16 protein-coding genes and 1 pseudogene are annotated in these 20,674 nt (G+C 60.9%); 8 read left to right on the top strand and 9 right to left on the bottom strand.

Translation table 11 applies throughout. The features are described 5' to 3' along the window. The first annotated feature begins 42 nt into the window (after positions 1-42). Entirely contained in the window at positions 43-1,050 is a 1,008-nt protein-coding gene (locus tag AC1ECN_RS35080; RefSeq protein ID WP_477955596.1) for a LacI family DNA-binding transcriptional regulator, read from the top strand. 90 nt (positions 1,051-1,140) lie between these two features. Then, positions 1,141-2,478: an alpha-L-fucosidase gene (locus tag AC1ECN_RS35075; RefSeq protein WP_131618458.1), complete on the top strand. Its 1,338-nt coding sequence runs from the start codon at positions 1,141-1,143 to the stop codon at positions 2,476-2,478. Between the two features lie 104 nt (positions 2,479-2,582). On the opposite strand, the gene AC1ECN_RS35070 is transcribed toward AC1ECN_RS35075, so the two are convergent. Further along, positions 2,583-3,323 carry a cation diffusion facilitator family transporter gene (locus AC1ECN_RS35070; RefSeq protein ID WP_024322560.1) on the bottom strand — a complete coding sequence of 247 codons (741 nt, stop codon included), beginning with the start codon at positions 3,321-3,323 and terminating at the stop codon, positions 2,583-2,585. 471 nt (positions 3,324-3,794) lie between these two features. After that, positions 3,795-4,937: a M24 family metallopeptidase gene (locus tag AC1ECN_RS35065; protein WP_477955594.1), complete on the bottom strand. Its 1,143-nt coding sequence runs from the start codon at positions 4,935-4,937 to the stop codon at positions 3,795-3,797. 121 nt (positions 4,938-5,058) lie between these two features. Between AC1ECN_RS35065 and AC1ECN_RS35060 the strand changes: the two genes are divergently transcribed. Continuing rightward, on the top strand, positions 5,059-6,357 hold the full coding sequence (locus tag AC1ECN_RS35060) for an alpha/beta fold hydrolase (protein ID WP_477955592.1): 1,299 nt from the start codon (positions 5,059-5,061) through the stop codon (positions 6,355-6,357). 29 nt (positions 6,358-6,386) lie between these two features. On the opposite strand, the gene AC1ECN_RS35055 is transcribed toward AC1ECN_RS35060, so the two are convergent. Further along, a complete protein-coding gene (locus AC1ECN_RS35055; protein ID WP_477955590.1) occupies positions 6,387-7,091 on the bottom strand; it encodes a GntR family transcriptional regulator in 705 nt (234 codons plus the stop codon). Positions 7,092-7,241: 150 nt separating this feature from the next. Between AC1ECN_RS35055 and AC1ECN_RS35050 the strand changes: the two genes are divergently transcribed. Beyond that, a complete protein-coding gene (locus AC1ECN_RS35050) occupies positions 7,242-8,153 on the top strand; it encodes a dihydrodipicolinate synthase family protein (protein ID WP_018483059.1) in 912 nt (303 codons plus the stop codon). A 50-nt stretch (positions 8,154-8,203) separates the two neighbouring features. On the opposite strand, the gene AC1ECN_RS35045 is transcribed toward AC1ECN_RS35050, so the two are convergent. From AC1ECN_RS35045 to AC1ECN_RS35025, 5 genes are all read right to left on the bottom strand, one after another. Continuing rightward, positions 8,204-9,304, bottom strand: coding sequence for an ABC transporter ATP-binding protein (locus AC1ECN_RS35045; protein ID WP_477955589.1), 1,101 nt, complete (start codon positions 9,302-9,304; stop codon positions 8,204-8,206). Positions 9,305-9,313: 9 nt separating this feature from the next. Beyond that, the gene (locus AC1ECN_RS35040; protein WP_477955587.1) at positions 9,314-11,257 is read right to left on the bottom strand and encodes a glycoside hydrolase family 127 protein; all 1,944 of its coding nucleotides are present in this window, start codon (positions 11,255-11,257) and stop codon (positions 9,314-9,316) included. A 27-nt stretch (positions 11,258-11,284) separates the two neighbouring features. Continuing rightward, positions 11,285-12,154, bottom strand: a complete 870-nt coding sequence (locus AC1ECN_RS35035; protein ID WP_018071796.1) for a carbohydrate ABC transporter permease — start codon at positions 12,152-12,154, stop codon at positions 11,285-11,287. Next, the gene (locus tag AC1ECN_RS35030) at positions 12,154-13,077 is read right to left on the bottom strand and encodes a carbohydrate ABC transporter permease (RefSeq protein WP_477955585.1); all 924 of its coding nucleotides are present in this window, start codon (positions 13,075-13,077) and stop codon (positions 12,154-12,156) included. The genes AC1ECN_RS35035 and AC1ECN_RS35030 overlap by 1 nt, the downstream gene beginning before the upstream one ends. An 82-nt stretch (positions 13,078-13,159) precedes the next feature. Further along, positions 13,160-14,407 (bottom strand): ABC transporter substrate-binding protein, encoded by a 1,248-nt coding sequence (locus AC1ECN_RS35025; protein WP_018494012.1) that lies wholly within the window; start codon positions 14,405-14,407, stop codon positions 13,160-13,162. Between the two features lie 179 nt (positions 14,408-14,586). Here AC1ECN_RS35025 and AC1ECN_RS35020 point away from each other — a divergent pair, with 179 nt between their 5' ends. Next, positions 14,587-15,603 (top strand): LacI family DNA-binding transcriptional regulator, encoded by a 1,017-nt coding sequence (locus AC1ECN_RS35020; protein ID WP_130663051.1) that lies wholly within the window; start codon positions 14,587-14,589, stop codon positions 15,601-15,603. Positions 15,604-15,645: 42 nt separating this feature from the next. On the opposite strand, the gene AC1ECN_RS35015 is transcribed toward AC1ECN_RS35020, so the two are convergent. Continuing rightward, the gene (locus AC1ECN_RS35015) at positions 15,646-16,704 is read right to left on the bottom strand and encodes a LacI family DNA-binding transcriptional regulator (protein WP_130829083.1); all 1,059 of its coding nucleotides are present in this window, start codon (positions 16,702-16,704) and stop codon (positions 15,646-15,648) included. Between the two features lie 140 nt (positions 16,705-16,844). Between AC1ECN_RS35015 and AC1ECN_RS35010 the strand changes: the two genes are divergently transcribed. The 3 genes and pseudogenes from AC1ECN_RS35010 to AC1ECN_RS35000 form a co-directional block, all read left to right on the top strand. After that, positions 16,845-19,166 carry a family 78 glycoside hydrolase catalytic domain gene (locus AC1ECN_RS35010; protein ID WP_477955582.1) on the top strand — a complete coding sequence of 774 codons (2,322 nt, stop codon included), beginning with the start codon at positions 16,845-16,847 and terminating at the stop codon, positions 19,164-19,166. A 37-nt stretch (positions 19,167-19,203) separates the two neighbouring features. Continuing rightward, entirely contained in the window at positions 19,204-20,487 is a 1,284-nt protein-coding gene (locus AC1ECN_RS35005; RefSeq protein ID WP_027688901.1) for an ABC transporter substrate-binding protein, read from the top strand. Positions 20,488-20,553: 66 nt separating this feature from the next. Beyond that, positions 20,554-20,674 (top strand): annotated as a pseudogene (locus AC1ECN_RS35000) (sugar ABC transporter permease); the annotation flags it as partial.

Genomic DNA, 20,674 nt, shown 5'->3' with positions numbered 1-20,674 from the left:
TCGTTATCGTGACTACCTGCACCTTCTAAAGAGACAATCCAGTTGAGCCGCCCCAAAGAGCCAGAATCCAAAATAACCATCGCCGATGTCGCCCGCGCCGCAGGGGTGTCACCGATGACGGTATCGCGCGTGCTCAACGATCGGGGCGGAGCCAGTGCGGAGACCAGTCAACGGATTATTTTAGCGGCGAGCGAACTCAATTACCGGCCCAATCCCTTTGCGCGCGGATTGCGGTCCGATCGATCGAAGGCCATCGGCCTTCTCGTTCCCGACATCACCAATCCGTTCTTTCCCGAAGTCATCAGGGGAGCCGAGGATGCCGCGAGTGCTGCCGGCTACAACCTGCTTCTGTCCAATGTCGTCGAGAACAGCAAGCGGGAGGAAGAACTCATCGAAACGCTGCTGCGGCATCGGGTCGACGGGATCATCGTCTGCAGCCCGCGGCTGCCCGACGCCGCCCTGCACAAGGCGCTTGCGCCCCACCGCGCCGTGGTGCTCATCAACCGCGAGGCGCCCAACGAGGTCGCCGGGACGATTGTCACCGACTATGAGACGGGAGCGTCGCGTGCCATCGACCATCTGGTCGAGCGCGGGCGCCGCAGGATAGCGATCATCGCCGGACCGCGCAGTTCGTTTGGCGGCAAGAGCCGGCTTGTCGGCTTTCGCAAGACGCTGTCGGCCCACGGGCTCAAGGCACAAGGCATCGTTTATTGCGACCCGACCGCGGCAGGCGGGCAAACGGCGGCCGCGCAATTGCTGGCGGAGACGCCCGGCATCGATGCCCTTGTCTGCTACAACGACCTCAATGCGATCGGCGCCATGAAGGCCTGCCGGGCCGCCGGCATTTCGATCCCCGCGCAAATCGCGCTGATCGGTTTCGACGATATTCCGACTGCCGAACTGCTGTCTCCGGCGCTCACCACCTTGCGGGTGCAAAAACGGGAAATGGGGGAGGAAGCTGTGCGTCTGCTGCTCAGCCGCATCGCCACCAGAAACCGCCAGCACGGCATCGTCATCGTGCCCGAGCTCATCGTCCGCGAAACGACCTGAACGCCCCGGAGCATGATGCCGAAAAGTGTGAGCGGTTTTCGGACGACATCATGCTCCAACTCTTAAAGTTTGGAACAGGAGGAATATCCGATGGATATCAACAATCTGCAGTCACTGGCCCTGCCTGAGGAGAAGAAGGCCTGGTTCGTCCACGACCGCTTCGGCATGTTCGTGCACTGGGGGCTTTATGCGCTGCCGGCACGCCATGAATGGGTCAAGAGCCGCGAAGAACTGAACGACGCCGACTACCAGAAATATTTCGACCATTTCGATCCCGATCTCTACGACCCCCGCGAATGGGCCAGACGCGCGAAAGCTGCGGGCATGAAATATGTCGTGCTGACGACCAAGCACCATGAAGGCTTCTGCCTCTGGGATACCAAGGCGACCGACTTCAAGGTGACCAACACGCCTTATGGACGAGATCTGCTCGGTCCATTCGTCGACGCCTTCCGTGCAGAGGGCCTGAGGATCGGATTCTACTATTCGCTGATCGACTGGCATCATCCCGACTTCACGGTCGATCCTCGCCACCCGCAGCGCAATCATCCCGATGCGCTGAAAATCAACGAAGGCCGGGACATGCACCGTTATGCCGCCTTCATGCGCGAGCAGGTCCGCGAACTCCTGACGGACTTCGGCCAGATCGACATCATGTGGTTCGATTTCAGCTATCCGCAATGGAAGCTCGGAGACCTGGTCGGAAAGGGCCATCAGGATTGGGAAAGCGAGAAACTCGTGCGCCTGGTGCGCGAACTCGCCCCCGACATCATCATCAACAATCGGCTCGATCTCGCCGGCCTGCAGCCTGACATCGTCACGCCGGAGCAATATATGCCGCGCGCCCGGCCGCTGCGCGATGGCAGGCGTGTCGTCTGGGAAGCGTGCCACACGCTCAGCGGTTCCTGGGGCTATCACCGCGACGAGGACACCTGGAAAAGCACGGAACAACTTGTGCAGATGCTGGTCGGCACCGTTGCCATGGGTGGTAATCTGCTGATGAATGTCGGGCCGACGGCGCGCGGCACGCTCGACCATCGCGCGATTGCAGCCCTTGCCGCTTATGAGGAGTGGATGGCGCTGCACGAGCGCAGCATCGTCGGCTGCACCCAGTCCGACTTCGCCGCTCCGGCCGATTGCCGCCTAACCCAGAATGGCGATCGTCTCTACATCCATCTCTTCAACTGGCCCTATCGCCATCTGCATTTCGATGCGTTGGCGGGGCAAGTCGAATATGCGCAATTCCTGCATGATGGCAGCGAAGTCACCTGGCTGCGCCCGTCCGCCAATACCTTGTGGGCAAACACCCAGTTCCCCGTCGGCGAGGATCAATTGACATTCGTCCTGCCGGTGCGCCGACCTCAGATCGTGGTCCCCGTCATCGAAGTTAAGCTCAAGGCAGGAAGCGCCCCGGCCATTCAGGATTAGAGGGCGGCGGATGATCGCGCAGGTGAGATAGATTGCCTGAGCGGGTGAGGCATGAGCCCGCTCAGAAGAGCGGCTCGGTCGGTCCCGCCAGATGCCGACAGGACTTACGGATTGGCTTCGGTGGTTTCCACGAAGAGCTGGTTGAGTTGCTTCATCTCGAGTGCATGGGCGCGCTTTCTAATGACGGCTGCCTGTTTGAGCGTAGCAAGGTTGTCAGTTATGTCGATGAGATGAGCATCGGCGACGAGTATCTCCGCTTCAATCCTTCCCTGCTCTCTCAATTGCCAGACATCCCTGACGCGAAATTGAACCATTATCGTGCCGAAGAGCGCCACGAGTGCGGAGGTCGCCATTGGCAGCCATTGGGGGACAACCGGGCCATAGGCCGAAAACAACGAGGAGAGACCGCTCAAAACGATGATCCCCAATGTGAGAAAATTCCAGAGATATTGATTGAACTTGGAGGAGCGCGCATAGCCATTTCGATGCGTTCGAAGATCGCGCAAAGTCTGCATTTTGATCTCGACGGCGTCCGATGGAAGCATGCTTTCAACCGTCTCCTGCTCGATCTCCCGTCTTGCCGCCAAAATTACGTTGATGATAGCGATAATTATCCCGAAGGTAATCATGAACCAGGCGACGTAGCGCAAAGGGACGTCATCGAGAATGACGTTTGGAAAAAACTCAGGTTGAAAAAATTCAATTAAAGCGCCAAGCGATATCAAGAATACAGAAAAGACAACCACAACTATCGAAAGCATCGCCGCCATATTTCTATATCTGCCATTCAGTGTCATTTTCTGAAATCGAACCGAGTCATCCTCATCCTTTCTGAACAAGTCCATCATCCTATCCTCGAGACTATAGGTTTAACCACAGTCAACCTTGTACGACGCCAGAAAGCAAGTAACGTTTGCGACGAAATACTTGATGGATCGAATTGCAGACAACCGCGATCCGGTCGATATGTCCCATGGCGCGAAAACCAACCGTCATATCGCCCACGTTCAGGCTGGGGTAGCCTCCGCCTGTTGAATTCGGTCGCTTCAGGATAGGCTGATCGCTAGCGGTCGGCCGAGATCGCGGCGGATAGGACAGGGACCTATGGCAAGCGCTTCGTCGCCGCAATTGGGATGGCGGACAGCGGCTGTTTGCTTTGCCGGGGGCCTTGACTTCGCCCTGCCATGTCTACCGGCAATTACGGTTCTCCAGACCAGTAGAAGGCACCTGCTGCGCTGTTGTACCAGGTATTTTTGCCCAGCCTGACAGCCACTTGAAAACCGGCGCTGCCTGAGCGGACAGGAGATGGGGCCTGCTCAGGAGAATGGCTCGGTCGGTCCCGCCGCCGGATTGGTCAGCCAGCATGGTCCCTCGGCGGTCATGTACATATGGTCTTCCAGCCGGATCCCGAATTTCCCGGGGAAGACGATCATCGGTTCGTTGGAAAAACACATGCCGGCGGCAAGCGGCGTATCGTTGCCGCGAACGATGTAGGGTTCCTCATGGATCTCGAGCCCGAGGCCATGACCGGCGCGATGCGGCAAACCTGGCAGGCGATAGTTGGGGCCGAGGGAGTGTTTGGCAAGCACCTTGCGGGCCGCATCGTCGAGGCTCGAGCAGGTGGCGCCGATCCGGGCCGCGCCGAAGACGGCCTGTTGCGCCTCGCGCTCGATCCACCAGGCCCGTTCGAACGCGCTTTCGCCGCCCTCCAGCATATAGGTCCTGGTGATATCGGAATGATAACCGTCGATCCGGCAGCCGGTATCGATGAGAATGACGTCGTCACGACCAAGGACCTGATCGCCGTCGGCGCCATGCGGAAGCGAGGTCGCCGCGCCGAAGGAGACGATGCAGAATGTCGAGCCGGCATCGGCGCCGGCCTGGCGATGCTGCCGGTCGATGAAATTGACCACCTCGGACGATTTGATGCCCGGCTTCAAAAGCCCATGCGCTTGCCTGTGGACGTCAAGCGTCAGGTTCATCGCATACTGGATGAGGGCAATCTCCGCGGCCGATTTGATGCAACGCAGGTCGCGGATCAGCCGCCCGCCATCGGCAAGCCTCGCCGCGCCCATCTCCGCTGCCAATGCATGATAGAAGAAAAGCGGCAAACCATCGTCGAGGGCAAGTCTGCCGCCATGGGCAACAAGGCGGGCGATGAGCGCGGCGCTGCTCTCCTCCTCTTCCCAGACCAGGATTTCCCCCGGCAGATGCGGCAGCGTTTCGACGCGGCTGCGCTCGAACCCTGGAACGATGTAGGAAATGGTCGCGGGCGTGACGAGCGCGCCGAGGAACCTCTCGCTCGGATGCCAGACCAGCCCCGTGAAGTAATGCAGGCTTTCGGTCGGCCCAAGAAGCACGCCAGCCAATCCTTCGGCTTCGATCATTTTGCGAAGCCTGGCGAGGCGGTTCTGCCGTTCGTCCTCAGTTATGCGGGGTACCGTATGCTGCCATGACATGTTGTATTCCTGCTTTTTCTGCGCTTCCAGATCGATGAAGGCCGCGCCTTGCAACGGGGATCTTGAACCGACACTAATGCCGCTGTAGGCAATATGTCGACATGAAAAAGAGGAGATGGCGATGGCGGTCGAATACACCATACCGGGCATGCTGATACGCGATCATATGGTCGACGTTCCCCTGGATTGGTCGAAGCCGGAGGGGGAGACGATCCGGGTTTTCGCACGCGAAGTATGCGATCCCGCCCGCCGTCGCGAAACACTGCCGTTGCTGGCTTTCCTCCAAGGCGGTCCTGGCGGAAAATCGCCGCGGCCGAGCAATGGCGGGCCGCCATGGCTTGCCGAAGCTCTGAAGACGCACCGCGTTATCCTGATCGACCAGCGCGGCACCGGGCGCAGCAGCCGGATCGAAAGTGCGACGATGGAGCACTTTGCCGACGGCAGGGCCGCAGCCGACTATCTCAGCCTCTTTCGCGCCGACAGCATCGTTGCCGATTGCGAATATCTGAGGAAGGTCGTCTTCGGCGGCGGGCGCTGGCAGACGCTTGGCCAGAGCTATGGCGGCTTCCTGACGCTCACCTATCTTTCGAAGGCGCCGGAGGGACTTTCCGCCTGTTATGTCACCGGCGGCCTTGCCGGCCTTGGGGCGACGGCCGATGATGTCTATCGGCGCACCTACCCGCGCGTCGCCGAAAAGAACGCCGCCTATTACCGCCGCTACCCCGGGGATGCCGAGCGCATCGGACGGATCGCCGACTATATCGAGGCCAATGAGGTGCGGCTGCACGATGGCGATCGCCTCTCCGTTCGCCGCTTTCAGACCATCGGCATCGATTTCGGCATGGCGCCGGGTTACGAGAACATCCATTGGCTGGTCGACGAGGCCTTCTCCGGTCCCAATGAAGACCGTCTCTCCGATCGCTTCCTCTCGTCGGTGCTGTCGCTGACCTCCTATGACGACAATCCGCTCTTCGCCGTTTTGCAGGAAAGCATCTATGGCCAGGCCGGGACGCCGACTGCCTGGGCGGCCGAACGCATCCGCGCCGAGCATCCGGCCTTTGCCGGCGACCGGCGGCCGCTGCTGTTGACGGGGGAGATGATGTATCCCTGGATGTTCGAGGAGATCCGCTCGCTGCGGCCCTTTAGGGCAGGTGTCGAGGCGCTGGCCGCATATGAACGCTACGAGCCGCTCTATGATCCGGCACGCCTTGCGGCAAACGAGGTGCCGGTCGCCGCGGTCATCTATCACGATGACATGTATGTCGATGCCGGGCTTTCGCTCGAAACGGCGCGCCACGTCGCCAATGTTCAGGCATGGGTGACCAACGAATTCGAGCACGACGGTGTTCGCCAATCGGCGGCTGTCCTGCGCAGGCTGATGACCTTGGTCAGGGAACAAGGCGGCCCCCTCGCCTCCTGAGGCTCGAACGGTTCATTGCTCTCGTCGCATCAGGACATGCTGATCGCCACCGGCCGGTCGAGGTCGCGGGCAATATATTCCTGGATCTGGCGGACGATCTGCCCGGCGTGGGCGATCGCCAGCCGGTCGGCCCGCTCGACGTCACCGGCCTCGATCGCGGCGATGATCTCCTCGTGTTCGTCGACATACTGGCGCGGCAGACGGTCGTCGAAGGTCGAATAATACAGACGAAGAATACGCCGGCCCTCGTCGAGCAGCCTGGCAAAGAAGGCCGTGTAATAGGGATTGCCGGCAAGCTCGGCGATCGAAACATGAAATTCGCGGTTGGCCTCGATCATCGCATAGGCGTCGCGCGCGGCAACCGCGTCGGCGAAGTCCTTCTGATGCCGGCGGACGGTCTTCATGATCTCAGCGTTTCGCCGTTGTGCGGCGCCGCGGGTCGTCACCCGGTACATCAGTGTCAGCGCTTCGAAATAGGTGGGCAGGCTTGCGAAATCGATCGTCGCAACGATCGTGTTCCTGTTCGGCAGCGTCGTGACGAGCCCATCGGCGGCGAGCCGCAACAGCGCCTCGCGAATGGGAGTCCGCGACATCCGAAAACGTTCCGACAGCCGCACCTCATCGAGCGGACTGCCGGGTTCCAGCGCCATCGACAGGATTTCCTGCCTGAGTGTCACATAGACGCTCTGCGTGCCAGAGCCGCGCACCCGCACATTTTCCGCATCGTTCCGCATCCGTCCGCCCTCTTTCGTTAGAGCCTTGTATTTCGTTTCGGCCGATTCTCGCAATGTCGGCCTTCGGGGACCTCAAATTTGTAAGCTCACGTCATTGAATCCTGTCGACAGTTTGTATATAAGGCAACCAGTTTCAACGAGGCTCGATCAATGACCACAGGATGGAAGGGCGTATTTCCCGCCGTAACGACACAGTTCAACGATGATCTTTCCGTTGATCTGCCCTCGACCCAGCGCGTCCAGGACGCGCTTGTAAACGATGGCGTCAACGGGCTGATCGTCATGGGCACATGCGGCGAGAACAATTCGCTGGACCCCGAGGAGAAGCGCACGATCCTGAAGGCCGCCGTCGAGGTCGTCAACGGCCGCGTTCCCGTGGTGACGGGCGTGTCCGAATTCGACACGCGCCGTGCCGTCGCCTATGCTCGCGACGCCGAAAAGCTCGGCGCCGACGGCCTGATGCTGCTGCCGGCCATGGTTTATGTGCCGAAGCCCGAAGAACTGATCGCACATTTCCGCACCGTCGCCGAAGCGACCTCGCTGCCGATCATGTTGTACAACAACCCGCCGGCCTACCGCGTTAATATCGGCGCCGATGTGCTGAAGGTGCTTGCCGACGTGCCGAACATCAAGGCGGTCAAGGAAAGTGCGCCGGATCCGCGCCGCTTCACCGATCTCATCAATGAATTCGGTGATCGTTTCGATATCTTCGCCGGTCTCGACGACGTCGCGCTTGAAGGCCTGATGCTCGGCGCCAAGGGCTGGGTCTCGGGCCTGACCAGCGCCTTCCCGGAGGAGTCCGTGCAGCTCGTTGCCGCCGCCGAACGCGGCGACTGGGAAGAGGCCCGCAAGATCTATCGCTGGTTCATGCCGCTTCTGCATCTCGATGCCGAACACGACCTCGTCCAGTCGATCAAGCTCGCCGAGCAAATCATGGGCCGCGGCTCAGAACGCGTCCGCCTGCCGCGCCTGCCGCTTTCGGGCGCCCGCCGCGCCGAAGTCACCGCCATGGTCGAGAAGGCTGCTGCCACGCGTCCTTCGAAGATCCGCCAGGCTGCCTGATCAACGAGGCCGGCGACCCCGCGGTTGCCGGCCTTTTGCGTGTTTGCGGTTCAGGCAAGCGCCAGCGACCGGCCGGTCTCCGGATCGAACAGATGCATCTGGTTCATGTTGAGCGAGAGCGGCATCGTCGACATCGGCCTGGGCCCGCTCTCGGGATCGATGCAGGCGCAAAGACTTGCCTCGCCGATGCCGAAATAGACCATGGTCTCCGGCCCGAGTGGTTCCACAAGATCGATCTTCGCTTCGATGTCGACATAACCAGGACGGGCCTGGCGCTCGGTGATCGATTCCGGCCGGATGCCGAAGACGACTGATTTTCCGGCATGGCTGGCATAATCGCTGGCGCGCGCTTCCGGCACGGCAAGCTCGCTGCCGTCAGTCAGCTTGACGACGAGACCCTTCTCTCCTGATAGCAGCGTCGCGGACAGGAAATTCATCGACGGCGAGCCGATGAAACCGGCGACGAACTGGCTGACGGGCCGATGATAGAGCGCCTGCGGCGGCCCCGCCTGCTCGATGATGCCGCTATTCATCACCACGACACGATCGGCCATGGTCATCGCCTCGACCTGGTCATGGGTGACGTAGACGGTCGTCGTCGGCAACAGCTGATGCAGCCGCTTGATCTCCGTGCGCATCTGCACGCGAAGCTTGGCATCGAGGTTGGACAACGGCTCATCGAAGAGAAAGACTTTCGGATTTCGCACGATCGCGCGTCCCATCGCGACGCGCTGACGCTGGCCGCCCGAAAGCTGGCCCGGGCGCCGGCCGAGCAGCTCGCTGATATGCAGGGTTTCCGCCGCCCTGATGATACGCGCGTCGATCTCGCTCTTCGCAAGCTTCTGCTGCTCCAGGCAGAACGAAATATTCTCCCGCACCGTCATGTGCGGATAGAGCGCGTAGTTTTGAAAGACCATGGCGATATCGCGTTTTCCCGGGCCGAGCCGGTTGACGACCTGGTCGCCGATGACGATTTCACCGCCGGTAATGTGTTCGAGACCCGCGATCATGCGCAATGTCGTCGATTTTCCGCATCCCGACGGGCCCACGAAAACGACGAATTCATTGTCTTCGATGTCAAGGCTGATGCCGCGCACGGCCTTGTAGATGCCATAGGATTTGACGATGCTCTTGAGTTCCAGCCGTGCCATGGTTTTCTCCTAGACCTCCTGCAACCAGATCGCCATCGCTCCGGGCTCGCGATTGGCCCAGAGGTGATAGGGGATCGCCGTGAAGGGCCGCTCCTTCAGCGAGGGAGGTGCGGTGCGATAGAGCGCATTCTGCCAATCGGCTATATCTGCTTCGAGCGCGGTGCCTTCGAGGACGGTCGCTCCGCCGAGAAGCGCGGCATCGTAACGGGCAGAAATTTTCTCAGATGCCGGCAGGCGGAGCCGCTGCGGCTCGCCGCCAAGGTCCGTCTCCTCGATGCAATAGACGACAGGCCCGCGCCGCAGCGCGACGCGTCCGCCGTCTTCGGAGACGGCAGGATGTGCGTAGATGCGCTCGACCGGCATCGAGAAGCCGATGCGGACCTCGTCACCATTGCGCCATTCTCTTGATATTGCGGCATAACCCTTCGTCACGCATTGATCGAGATCGACGGCAAYGCCGTTGACCGAGATCTGCGCCTGCCTGCACCATCCAGGGATGCGAAGACGAAGCTGAAACCGGCTTGGCCTCTCGACGGCGAACCGCAGGCTGATGTCGCCATCCCAGGGATATTGCGTCTCCTGGATCAGGCGCACGAAGCTGTCGCCGACTGTCAGCTCGGCGGAATTGGTGCCGTAGAGATGGACGGCGAGCTCCTGCTCACCCGTGGAATAGAAATATTGGCCGAGCGACGTGATGAAACGGGCAATGTTGGTCGGGCAGCAGGGGCAGTAATGCCATTTCCACCGGCGGTGCTGCCCGTGGCTTTCAAGGACGTTCTCATAGAAATAATGTTCGCCGTCGCGCGAGATGCCGGAAAGCGCGCCGTTGTAGAGCACCGTTTCCAGCCTGTCGGTGAACTTGCCGTCGAGATCGACCTGCGCCATGCGATGGCTCCAGAAGCCGAGCGCGACGGCTGCGCATGTCTCGGCATAGGCCGTCTCGTTCGGCAGGTCGAATTCCCGGGTGAACCCTTCATTGGATGCCGATGGGCCAAGGCCGCCGGTCACGTAGAGCTGGCGGCTGACCAGATTGTCGAACAGACGGTCGCAGGCCTCCTTCAATGTCGGATCGTCGTTCTCACGGGAGAGATCCGCCATCGCAGAAAACAGGTACATGGCGCGAACCGCGTGTCCGACGACCTGGTGCTGGTCGCGCACCGGCATATGGGCCTGGCTATAGGCATATGTCTTGTAGACGTAATCATCGGGGCTCTCGCCGCGCTTGCGAGCCTCCTCGTCGTAATATGAGGGCATCCGGCCACGTTCGTCGACGAAATAGGTCGCAAGCTTCAGATGCCGCGGATCGCGCGTCACGCGATAGAGCTTGACCAGCGCCAGCTCGATTTCCTCATGGGCATCGTAGCCTCTGAGTTTCCCAGGCTCCGCACCGAAGGTGGCGATGATATGGTCGACTGCGCGGATCATCACATCGAGGAAACGGCGCTTTCCCGTCGCCTCGTAGTAGGCAACGGCCCCTTCCAGCAAGTGGCCCATCGAATACATCTCGTGCAGGTCGCGCAGATTGGTCCAGCGCCTGTCCGGCTCGCGGCGAATGAACCAGCTGTTGAGGTAGCCATCCGCCATCTGCCCTTTTTCGAGCTTCTCGACGATGGCTTCGATCTTCGCCGCGAGCGCGGCATCGGGATGGGCCTTCAGCGTATAACTTGCGGCCTCGATCCATTTGCCGAAATCGGAATCGAAGAAATGCTGCATCGACAGTCCGCTCGGCTGGATCGGGCGCACCAGCGGCGCGGCCGGCTTGTCAAAATCGAGCACCTCGAGGAAGCCCTCCTCTTCCAGCCGCTTGTGCTGCGTCGGGATGGTGACGTTGCGGACCGTCTCCGTCCAGCTCTGCCAGAAACCGCCATCGAATACGACACCGGAATGGTCGGCAGGCCTGTATCGCTGCCGTCCCGCAGCGCGTGCCGGTTGGAAACGAGGTGAGCTGGTCATGAGGACTCCTGAGCGGGACGAGCGCTGTTACTTCACGGCGCCGGCCGTCAGGCCGCGCACGTAATATCGTTGCAAGAGAAGGAAAAGCAGGATGCAGGGGACCATGGTCACGGCGATGCCGGCCTGCAGCGCGCCCCAGTCGATGATGCCATAGATGCCCGACGAAACATTCACCAGCATGATCGGCAGCGTGAACTTGTTCTGGTCGGACAGAAAGATGAGGGCGGCGAGGAATTCGTTCCAGGAATTCAGGAAGGCGAACATCGCAACGGTGGCGACACCGGGAAGCGCGATCGGCAGCATGATCCGGCGCAGGATCGTCGCCTGCGAGGCGCCATCTATCCGCGCCGCCTCGATCAGCGCCTTCGGCACCGCGTCGAAGGCGTTGCGCATCATGAAGACGGAAAAAGGAAGCTGGAAGGTCACGTAGATCAGCACCAGCCCGAAAAGGCTGTTTTGCAGGCGGAAGACTTTCAGGATCAGGAAAAGCGGCGTCAGGATCGACTGGAACGGGATCATCATCGTTGCCATGATCAGCACGAAGAGCAGCGACTGGCCGGGAAAGCGGAATTTCGAAAAACCGTATCCCGCCGGCACCGAGACGAGCACCGTCAGGACCACCGTTCCGGCGGCGATCAGCACCGAATTGCCGGCATAGACGTACCAGCCGGCGCCGACATGCTCGAGGCGGCGGTAGTTTTCAAGCGAGAAGGCTTTCGAGAAGAGCGCTGCCGGATCGGCAAGTGCTGCGGCCGCGGGCTTGAAGGAATTGGCGAAGGACCAGACGATCGGCATCACGAAGAAGATGGCAAAGACGCATGCCGTCAGGACGAAAGCGAGATAACCGAGCCGCTCGCTCGCCGGCTTCGCTGCGAGACTGTGGTTGAGCCGTTCCATCAGCCCTCCTCCGGCCGCTGGCGCAGCAGGACGAACTGGATCGCGCTGATCGCCACCAGCACGACGAGAAGGGCAAAGGAGATCGCCGAGCCATAACCGAGACGGTAGGATGAGAACGAGGCGAGATAGATCGAGAAGACCGCGGAGATCGTGCTGTTCTCAGGGCCGCCCTGGGTGATGATGAAGAACTGGTCGAAGGCCAGCATCGATGAAGTGACGTTGAGGACGAGCGCCAGCACCACCGAGTTCCTCATCAAAGGCAGCGTGATCCGGCGAAACCGGCTCCAGACGCTGGCGCCGTCGATCCTGGCGGCTTCGATGACGTCGTTCGATATGCTCTGAAGGCCGGTCAGGAGGATGATCATCGTGAAGCCCGCTGTTTTCCAGACGACCATCAGGATGACGACGCCGAGTGCTGGCCAGAAACTTTCGAGCGGCCTCGGCGCGCTGTCGATGATGCCCGCTCCGCGCAGCAGCTGCGCAAAGACGCCGCTATCGGGATTGAGGAGCCACATCCACAATGTCGAGGCCGCCCCGAAGCCGATGACAACGGGCATGAAATAGATCGTGCGGAAAAAGCCGGCGATCCGCAGCGGCCGGTCGACGAGCAGCGCCAAAGGAAAGGCCACCAGGAAGATCGCAGCCGTGACCAGCACCGTGTAGAGCAGCGTGAAACCCAGGGAATGCCAGAGCTGGGTGTCGCTGATCAGTTCGGAATAGTTGGAAAGGCCGATGAATTTCGTCCGGCCGAGAAGCGGCCAGTTGTAGAAGCTCATCCAGACCGTCATGACAAGCGGCACGAGGAAAAGCACGACGATGAACAGCAAGCCCGGCAGGATGAAGGCAAGGCCAAGCCAACCCTTCGGCTCGGGTTCTCCGGTTGCGACTGCGCGCCTCCGGTTGCGAAGTGTCGAGGATATCACCGCAACTCCTCCTTCCGTTTGAATGTCGAGACGTGAACGGACGGCGGGGTATCCACTAATACCCTGCCGAAGCCCATCGGGCTCAGTTCGGATTGGTGCGTTCGAGGATGCGGGTGAAGTCGGCCTGCGTCTTGGCGATCGTTCCGTCGACGTCGTCGCCGAAGATCGTGCCCTGGATCAGATTGAGAAAGGGACCGGTGCGGCTGACGAAGAGTTCATCGGACGAAAAAGTGTAGGGCGTGCGCGCCTTGGCGAGGATATCGTAGGCAACGAGATTGCGAGGGTCGAATTTCGCATAGGCTTCCGCGGCGAGGTCGGTGCGCGAAGGCATGCCCGATTCCTGGGTGATATAGACCTGCTGCTCGGGCTGCATGTAGAAATTGACGAAGTCGAGCGCGACCTTCTTCTTCTCGTCGCTGATGCCCTTTATCAGGGACAGCGTGTCGCCGCCGGCAAAGCTCGATGCACCACCCTTCGGCCCCGGGATCGGCGCAACGGCGAATTTCACGTCGGGATATTTGCTGGTCAGCAGATTGACGATGTAGGAGCCGGTCATCAGGATGCCGACCTTGCCCGAGGCGAAGGCCTCGACGGCGTTGTTGCCGTTGCCGGAACGCGAGGTCGGATGGATCGCACCGGCCTTCCACATATCGCGATAGGCAGCGATGGTCTCACGCAGCGCCGGCGTATCGACCGTGGCGCTGCGGCCGTCATCGCTCAGCACGTCGGCATTGGCGGCCCAGAGATGCGGCAGGAAATCGTAGATCAGCCAGCTTCCCGAATTCGCCACGAAATAGAAGCCGTAGGTCTCGTTGCCGAGCGCGGTGATCTTCTTGGCATCGGCGGCGATCTCTTCCATCGATGCCGGCGCCTTGTTGGGGTCGAGGCCGGCCTTGGTGAAGAGATCGGTATTGTAGGCGATGATCGAGGCATCCGGCAGGGCCGGCACGCCGTAGATCTTGCCGTCATAGGTGGCAAGACGGATGTGGGACGGGCTCATCGCCGAGGAATAAGGCAGGCCCTTCACGAAGTCGGAGATATCCTCGAGACCATCCGCCGCGGCAAAGGTCGGGAGATAGATCAGGTCGAGCACGGCGCCATCAGGAGCCGCGCTGCCGGCAATTGCCGCGCCCAGCTTCGGCACCATCTGCTCTGCCGTGATCTGGGTAACGTTGACCTTGTCGGAGTGCGATGCGTTGTATTTGTCGGCCAGTCCCTGAAGGACGGCGCCGGAGGACGTGCGCACCCATAGGGTGATTTCTTCGGCGCTGGCGAGAGAAGAGCTTGCCAGCAGCGCAAGAGCAGTGATCGTTGTTTTCAGTCGAAGCATGCTTGTTCCCCTTTTTCTCGTTCAGGCCTCAGGCCTTCGGACGAAACGGACGTTAAATCAGATTTTTTTTGGTGTCGACAGTCTGTGTGCATAAATCTGACGTGCGATTGATAAAACCTTTTAACAGCACGATTTTTTCTGCTAAAAGCTTTTAGCATGAATTGAAGACGAGGCGTGGCTTGAAGAATACCGGTGATCGGAGACGAACGATCTACGACGTGGCGAAGGCTGCGGGCGTCAGCATTTCGACGGCGTCGAACGCGCTGAACGGCACTGGCCGGACGAATGCGGAGACGCGCGAACGGGTCCGGCGCGTGGCAGAAGAGATCGGGTTTCGGCCCAATGCACTCGCCCGTGGGTTGCTAAGCAAGCGAAGCCATGCGATCGGCATGCTGACCAACGACACCTATGGCAGACTGACGCTGCCGATGGCGGCCGGGGTGTCGGAAGTGCTCGTCGATCACGGCGTTTCCGTCTTCCTCTGCGCGACGAACAATGATCCAAGGCTCGCCCAGCTGCACCTGGAGGCGCTGCTCGACAGGCAGGTCGACGGCATCATATTCACCGCGACCCGCCTTGACCTCGAGCCGCCGGTCCAGCTGTCCCGCTTGCCGATACCCGTCGTCTACGTCTTTGCCGAGGGGCCGGCCGACAGCGTTACTTTCTTTCCCGACGACGAACAGGGCGCGCGCCTCGCCGTCGACCATCTCAAGGAACTGGGCCGGTCGCGGATCCTGCACATCACCGGTCCGCGGGATTACCTGGCCGCTCGCATTCGCGCCCAATCCTATCTCGACGCCTGCGGCGACGGTGCCGAAGCGATGTTCGGCGAGTGGTCGGAGGAATGGGGTCACGAAGCCGTCCAGACGGTCTTTGCCCGGCCCGGCCCAAAGCCCGACGCCATCTTCTGCGGCAGTGACGAGATCGCGCGCGGCGTCATCGACGCGCTGCGCGACCTCAATGTGGAGATTCCCACGGATGTCGCCGTGGTCGGGTTCGACAATTGGGAGGTCGTCGCACGGCAAACGCGCCCGCCGCTGACCACCATCGACATGGAGTTGAAGGAACTCGGCCATCGCGCCGGTCTGGCAATCCTCAGCCTCTCCAAGGGTGAACCGGTCCCTGCCGGCATCACCAGATTGCCGTGTCGCCTGGTCGTGCGGCAGTCTTGCGGCAGCCCCCTTCAATCCGACTGAAAACGACAGCAAGCAACACAGGCAAGCCGGCCGTCGTCGCTATTATCTGTCGGTGGAATTGCCGGAACGGCTCAGGCTGTTGCGGCTGACCAGCGACGGTGTCTGGAAAATATGCTCGGAAGCGGTGCGGCCTTCTATTCTGGAAATGAGGGCCCGGGTAGCGATCTGGCCGAGCTCCCTGCCCGACTGATCGATGCTTGCGAGATTGACGAGGCCGAGTGCTGCGGTCGACGAATTGTCGTATCCGATGACGGCGAGGTCTTCGGGCACGCGCACCCCCATCTCCATAGCCAGGCTCAAAAGGGTGATCGCGTCGAGATCGCTCCAGCAGAACACGGCGCGCGGCCTGTCCTTCCTCGATAGGAACTTTCGCATCGCCTCTTCCCGCTTTGGCGAAGCAATGGGAATTTTGCCGATCGCTGGCGAGGAGCCAAGGCCGCCACGCTGCATCGCCCGGCGGAACCCGATCTCACGCTGGCGGACAACGGAGACCGCGTGCCCCTGGCGCTCGCCAAGGCTGAGCATTTCGATGTCGCGATAGCCGCAGGCCAGAAGCGCTTCCACGGCAATCTCGGCGCCGCGCTGATCGTCGGCATTGACGGTATCGAAGGCCGTGGCGCTGGCATCGTGGTAACCGACCGCGACGATCGGTATCTGGACGGCGAACTTTGCGAGGATCTCCGAGGGCAACCGCGGCGCAACGAGGATAAGGCCGTCCATCTTGTAGTCGATCATCGACTCGATCAACGACGTCTCCAGCTGCACGCGCGCATCGCTGACGCCGATCATCGCCTGGTAGTGCGAAGGCGCCAGCACCCCGTTTACGCCGGCAATCACCTCCGGAAGGAAAGGATTGCGGATATCGATCAGGAGCACGCCGATCGTAAAACTCCGGCCACGCAGCCCTCGTGCTGCCCGCGAGGGGCGATAGGCGAGTGCCTCGATGGCATCGGTCACCCTTGCGCGCAGCGCATCACTGACGCCGTAGGCATTTCGCATCACCTTGGAAACCGCTGCGACCGATACGCCTGCGTGAGTTGCCACGGTCCGGATCGTCACGCGATCGTTTCGTTGCGGCTTTTGTTTTTCTTCGATTGACATGAAATCTCTGGCTTGCTGCGGGTCGTCAACATCGCCCGCAGAACCACCATGGCAGACTGGCAACGAAAATTCTATTGCGCTTCCGAATAAAATGTAGAACGTTATATGGAGAACGTTCTACAACTTGTCGGGAGGACTTGATGAACTTTCAGCCGGCAGCCATCAGCGGCAACCTCGTTTCGCGTACCTGGTCCGGGGATATGATCGCGCCACTATCGGATGGCGGTCAGGGAACGGCCGCAAGCTTCGTCTCCCAAACTTTCGAACATGATGGCGCCAAGCTTCCCGTCGAGCTCTTCATCTCCGCACTTGGCCTCTATCGCTGCTTCATCAATGGCGTTCGTGTCGGCGGCGACCTGTTGACCCCAGGTTGGACGAACTACGACGATCGCCTTGCCTATCAGCGATACGACGTCTCGAACCTGCTCAAGCCGGGCCTCAACCGCATCGAGATCTGGCTTGCCGACGGATGGTACCGGTCGCCTTTGATGTGGGGCGCCGAGGCGATCCCGAATTGCTGGGGCGACAGGATCGGCGCCATTGCGGACCTGATCGGACCGGATGGCACCGTTCTTTCCACCGACACCACATGGCGAAGCGGCCTTCTGCCGGTCCTGAAGTCGGGGATCTACTTCGGCGAAATCTATGATGCCCGMCAGGAAAACTACGTCGAGAGCCACGGCACCGAAAGATTGCCCTTCGACAGGGAGCTGCTCGTCGCGCATGAAACGGCTGCGGTGCGGGAGTTGCGGCCACTCGCCGCTGTGGAAACCTGGACCGACGATGAGGGCAGGACGGTCTATGATTTCGGCCAGAATTCCGGCGGCTATGTCAGATATACGGTCCGGGGCACTGCCGGCGCCGAAGTCCGGGTGGAGCATTCGGAAGTTCTCGGTCCCGACCGTCATTTCGACAATCGCAACTATCGCACGGCCACCGCGCACACCGTCTACACGCTGCGGGGAGACGGCGACGAGACCTACGCACCGCATTTCACCTTCCACGGCTTCCGCTATGCCCGGGTAACGATCAAGGGCGATGCGAAGATCCTTGCAATCGCGTCCATCCCGATCTCGTCGGTGCCCGAGCCCGCCGGCGGTTTCACCTCGGGCAATGCACTGGTCAATCGCCTCGTCGAGAATACCATCTGGTCGCAGCGCGCCAATTTCGTCGAAGTACCGACCGATTGCCCGCAACGCGACGAGCGCTTGGGCTGGACGGGCGACGCCCAGGTATTTGCCGCAACCGCATGCTGGCTGAGCGACAGCCAATCCTTCCTGAGGAAGTATCTGCGGGATGTGATGGCCGATCAGCGCGAGGATGGCGCCGTCTCACATTTTTCGCCGGATCCGACGCGTCTGCATCCGGCCAATTTCCCGGGCTATGCCGGCTCGACCGGCTGGGGCGACGCGATCGTCGTGATCCCCTGGGTACTCTACACGCATTACGGCGACCGGGCCGTCCTGTCGGAGTGCCTGGGTTCCATGGTGCGCTGGGTCGATTTCGTCTGGTCGATCTCGGATGGTCCGCTCGTGCGTCCGCCCTCGCATTGGGGCGCCCGAGGCTTCACCTTCGGCGACTGGCTGCAGCCGGTCGGCGACAATCGAAAGCCTCGTCCGACGATCGCCGATGATTGCGCGGCCACGCTCTACCACTTCATCTCGACCGACCTTCTGGCAAGGATCGCAGCCACTCTCGGCGAGCATGCGCTTGAAGAGAAGATGAAACAGCGCGCAAACGAGATCCGGCGGGCATTCACCAACGAGTTCATCACGCCTGCGGGACGCCTCGCGCACAACGACCAGACGTCTTATGCGCTCGCCTTCCTCCACGACCTGATACCGGCGGAGCACACGCAGGCCGCACAGCAGCATTTCCGGCAGGTGATCATCGATGCAGACTACAAGATCGGCACCGGCTTCATCGGCACGCCCGCCCTGCTGCCGGCGCTGACGAAGCTCGGCATGGACGATCTGGCCGAAAAGGTCTTCCTGCAGGAGGATGTGCCGGGCTGGCTCTACCAGGTCTCGAAGGGAGCGACGACGATCTGGGAGCGCTGGGATTCCATGGCGCCTGACGGCACCATCTACGAACCCGACATGAACAGCTACAACCACTATGCCTATGGCGCTGTCTGCCAGTGGCTGTTCGAAAGCGTCGCCGGAATTTCGCCGAGCCCGAGCGCGCCCGGATTTACCGAGGTGATCGTCGATCCGGCGCCGATTCCGGCCCTTTCGCCGGTTTCGGCCTATCATGACATCAGCCAGGGACGCATCGAGGCCGGCTGGCAATGCGACGGCAACAAGGTCACCTTTGTGCTGACGCTTCCGGAAGGCTGCATCGGCCGGTTCCGGCCCGGAAAACGGCATCAAAACCCGTCGCTCAACGGACAACCTGTCGTCGCGGAAGCCATTCTTCCCTCCGGGACGCACCAGCTGGTCTTTTCCCTACCCGATTCTTGAGGAGCATACACGTCACACCGTTCAGAGGAGGAACGTCATGACACATCGGATAAAACTCATTCTTGCGGGCGCGTCCGCGCTTTTGGCACTGGTCGCGGCTGGTCCGTCGCATGCAGAAACCACGCTGTCATTCCTGATCGACAACAACCCGGACACGGTCGCGGCGGCCGAGGCACTGGTTGCCGCCTATCAGGCAAAGGCACCCGACGTGACGATTGAAATCGAGCCGCGGGCCGGTGGCGGCGAAGGCGACAACATCATCAAGACGCGACTGGCGACGGGAGAGATGTCCGATGTGTTTCTCTACAATTCCGGCTCGCTGCTACAGGCGCTGAAGCCGACACAGACGCTTGTCGATCTGAGCGATCTCTCGTCGCAAGCCAAGGTCGACGACGGTTTCAAATCGGTCGTCCGTGCCGATGGCAAGCTCTACGGCGTTCCCTTCGGCACGGCGATGGCAGGCGGGATCCTCTACAACAGGAAAATCTACCAGGAGCTTGGCCTCTCCGTCCCGAAGACATGGGCGGACTTCATGGCGAACAACGCGAAGGTCAAAGCTGCCGGAAAGGTCGCCGTGGGGCAGACCTATCGCGATACCTGGACCTCGCAGCTGTTCGTTCTGGCTGACTATTACAACCTGCACGCGGCCGTGCCGAACTTCGCCGCAGACTATACCGCCAACAAGGCAAAATACGCCGAAACGCCTGCGGCCCTGAAGGGATTCGAACGGCTGAAGGACGTTCACGACGCCGGTCTGATGAACGACGATTTCGGCGCGGCAAGCTACGACGATGGCCTGAGAATGGTAGCAACCGGCGAGGCAGCGCATTATCCGATGCTGAGCTTCGCGGTCGGCGCGCTCAAACAGAATTATCCCGAAAACCTCAACGATGTCGGCTTTTTCGCGCAGCCGAGCGACGACGCCGCAACCAACGGCTTGACGGTCTGGATGCCGCCAGCCCTTTACATTCCCTTGACCAGCCAGCACGCCGAGGAAGCGCGGAAATTCGTCGATTTCGCCGGAAGCGTCGAGGCCTGCAAGATCATGGTGGAAACCAATGCCGTTCAGGGGCCTTCCCTGATCGACGGCTGCGACCTGCCAGCCGACGTGCCGCCTGCGATAAAGGACATGCTCCCCTATTTCGAGGCCAAGGACAAGACGACCCCGGCGCTGGAATTCGTTTCGCCGATCAAGGGACCGGCTCTCGAGCAGATCACCGTCGAAGTCGGTTCCGGCATTCGCCAGCCAGCCGACGCGGCAAAGCTCTATGACGACGACGTGCGCAAGCAGGCCAAGCAACTCGGTCTGCCCAACTGGTAGCGGTCTTTCGGGTCAGTTAACCTCGCTCCTGAAGGGGCGAGGTTCCACCCGATCGAAGAGGTAGTTATGACAGAGACAAGGCCCCGCTCGCGCAAATCGCCCTACCCGCTGTGGTTTTTCATTCCGGCCGCCATCATCTACGGCGTGCTGTTTCTGTTTCCGACGATATCCTCTCTCTGGTTCAGCC

It is taken from the genome of Rhizobium sp. 01N447_2 (assembly GCF_056399245.1).
This window is presented reverse-complemented; position numbering and strand designations above follow the sequence as displayed.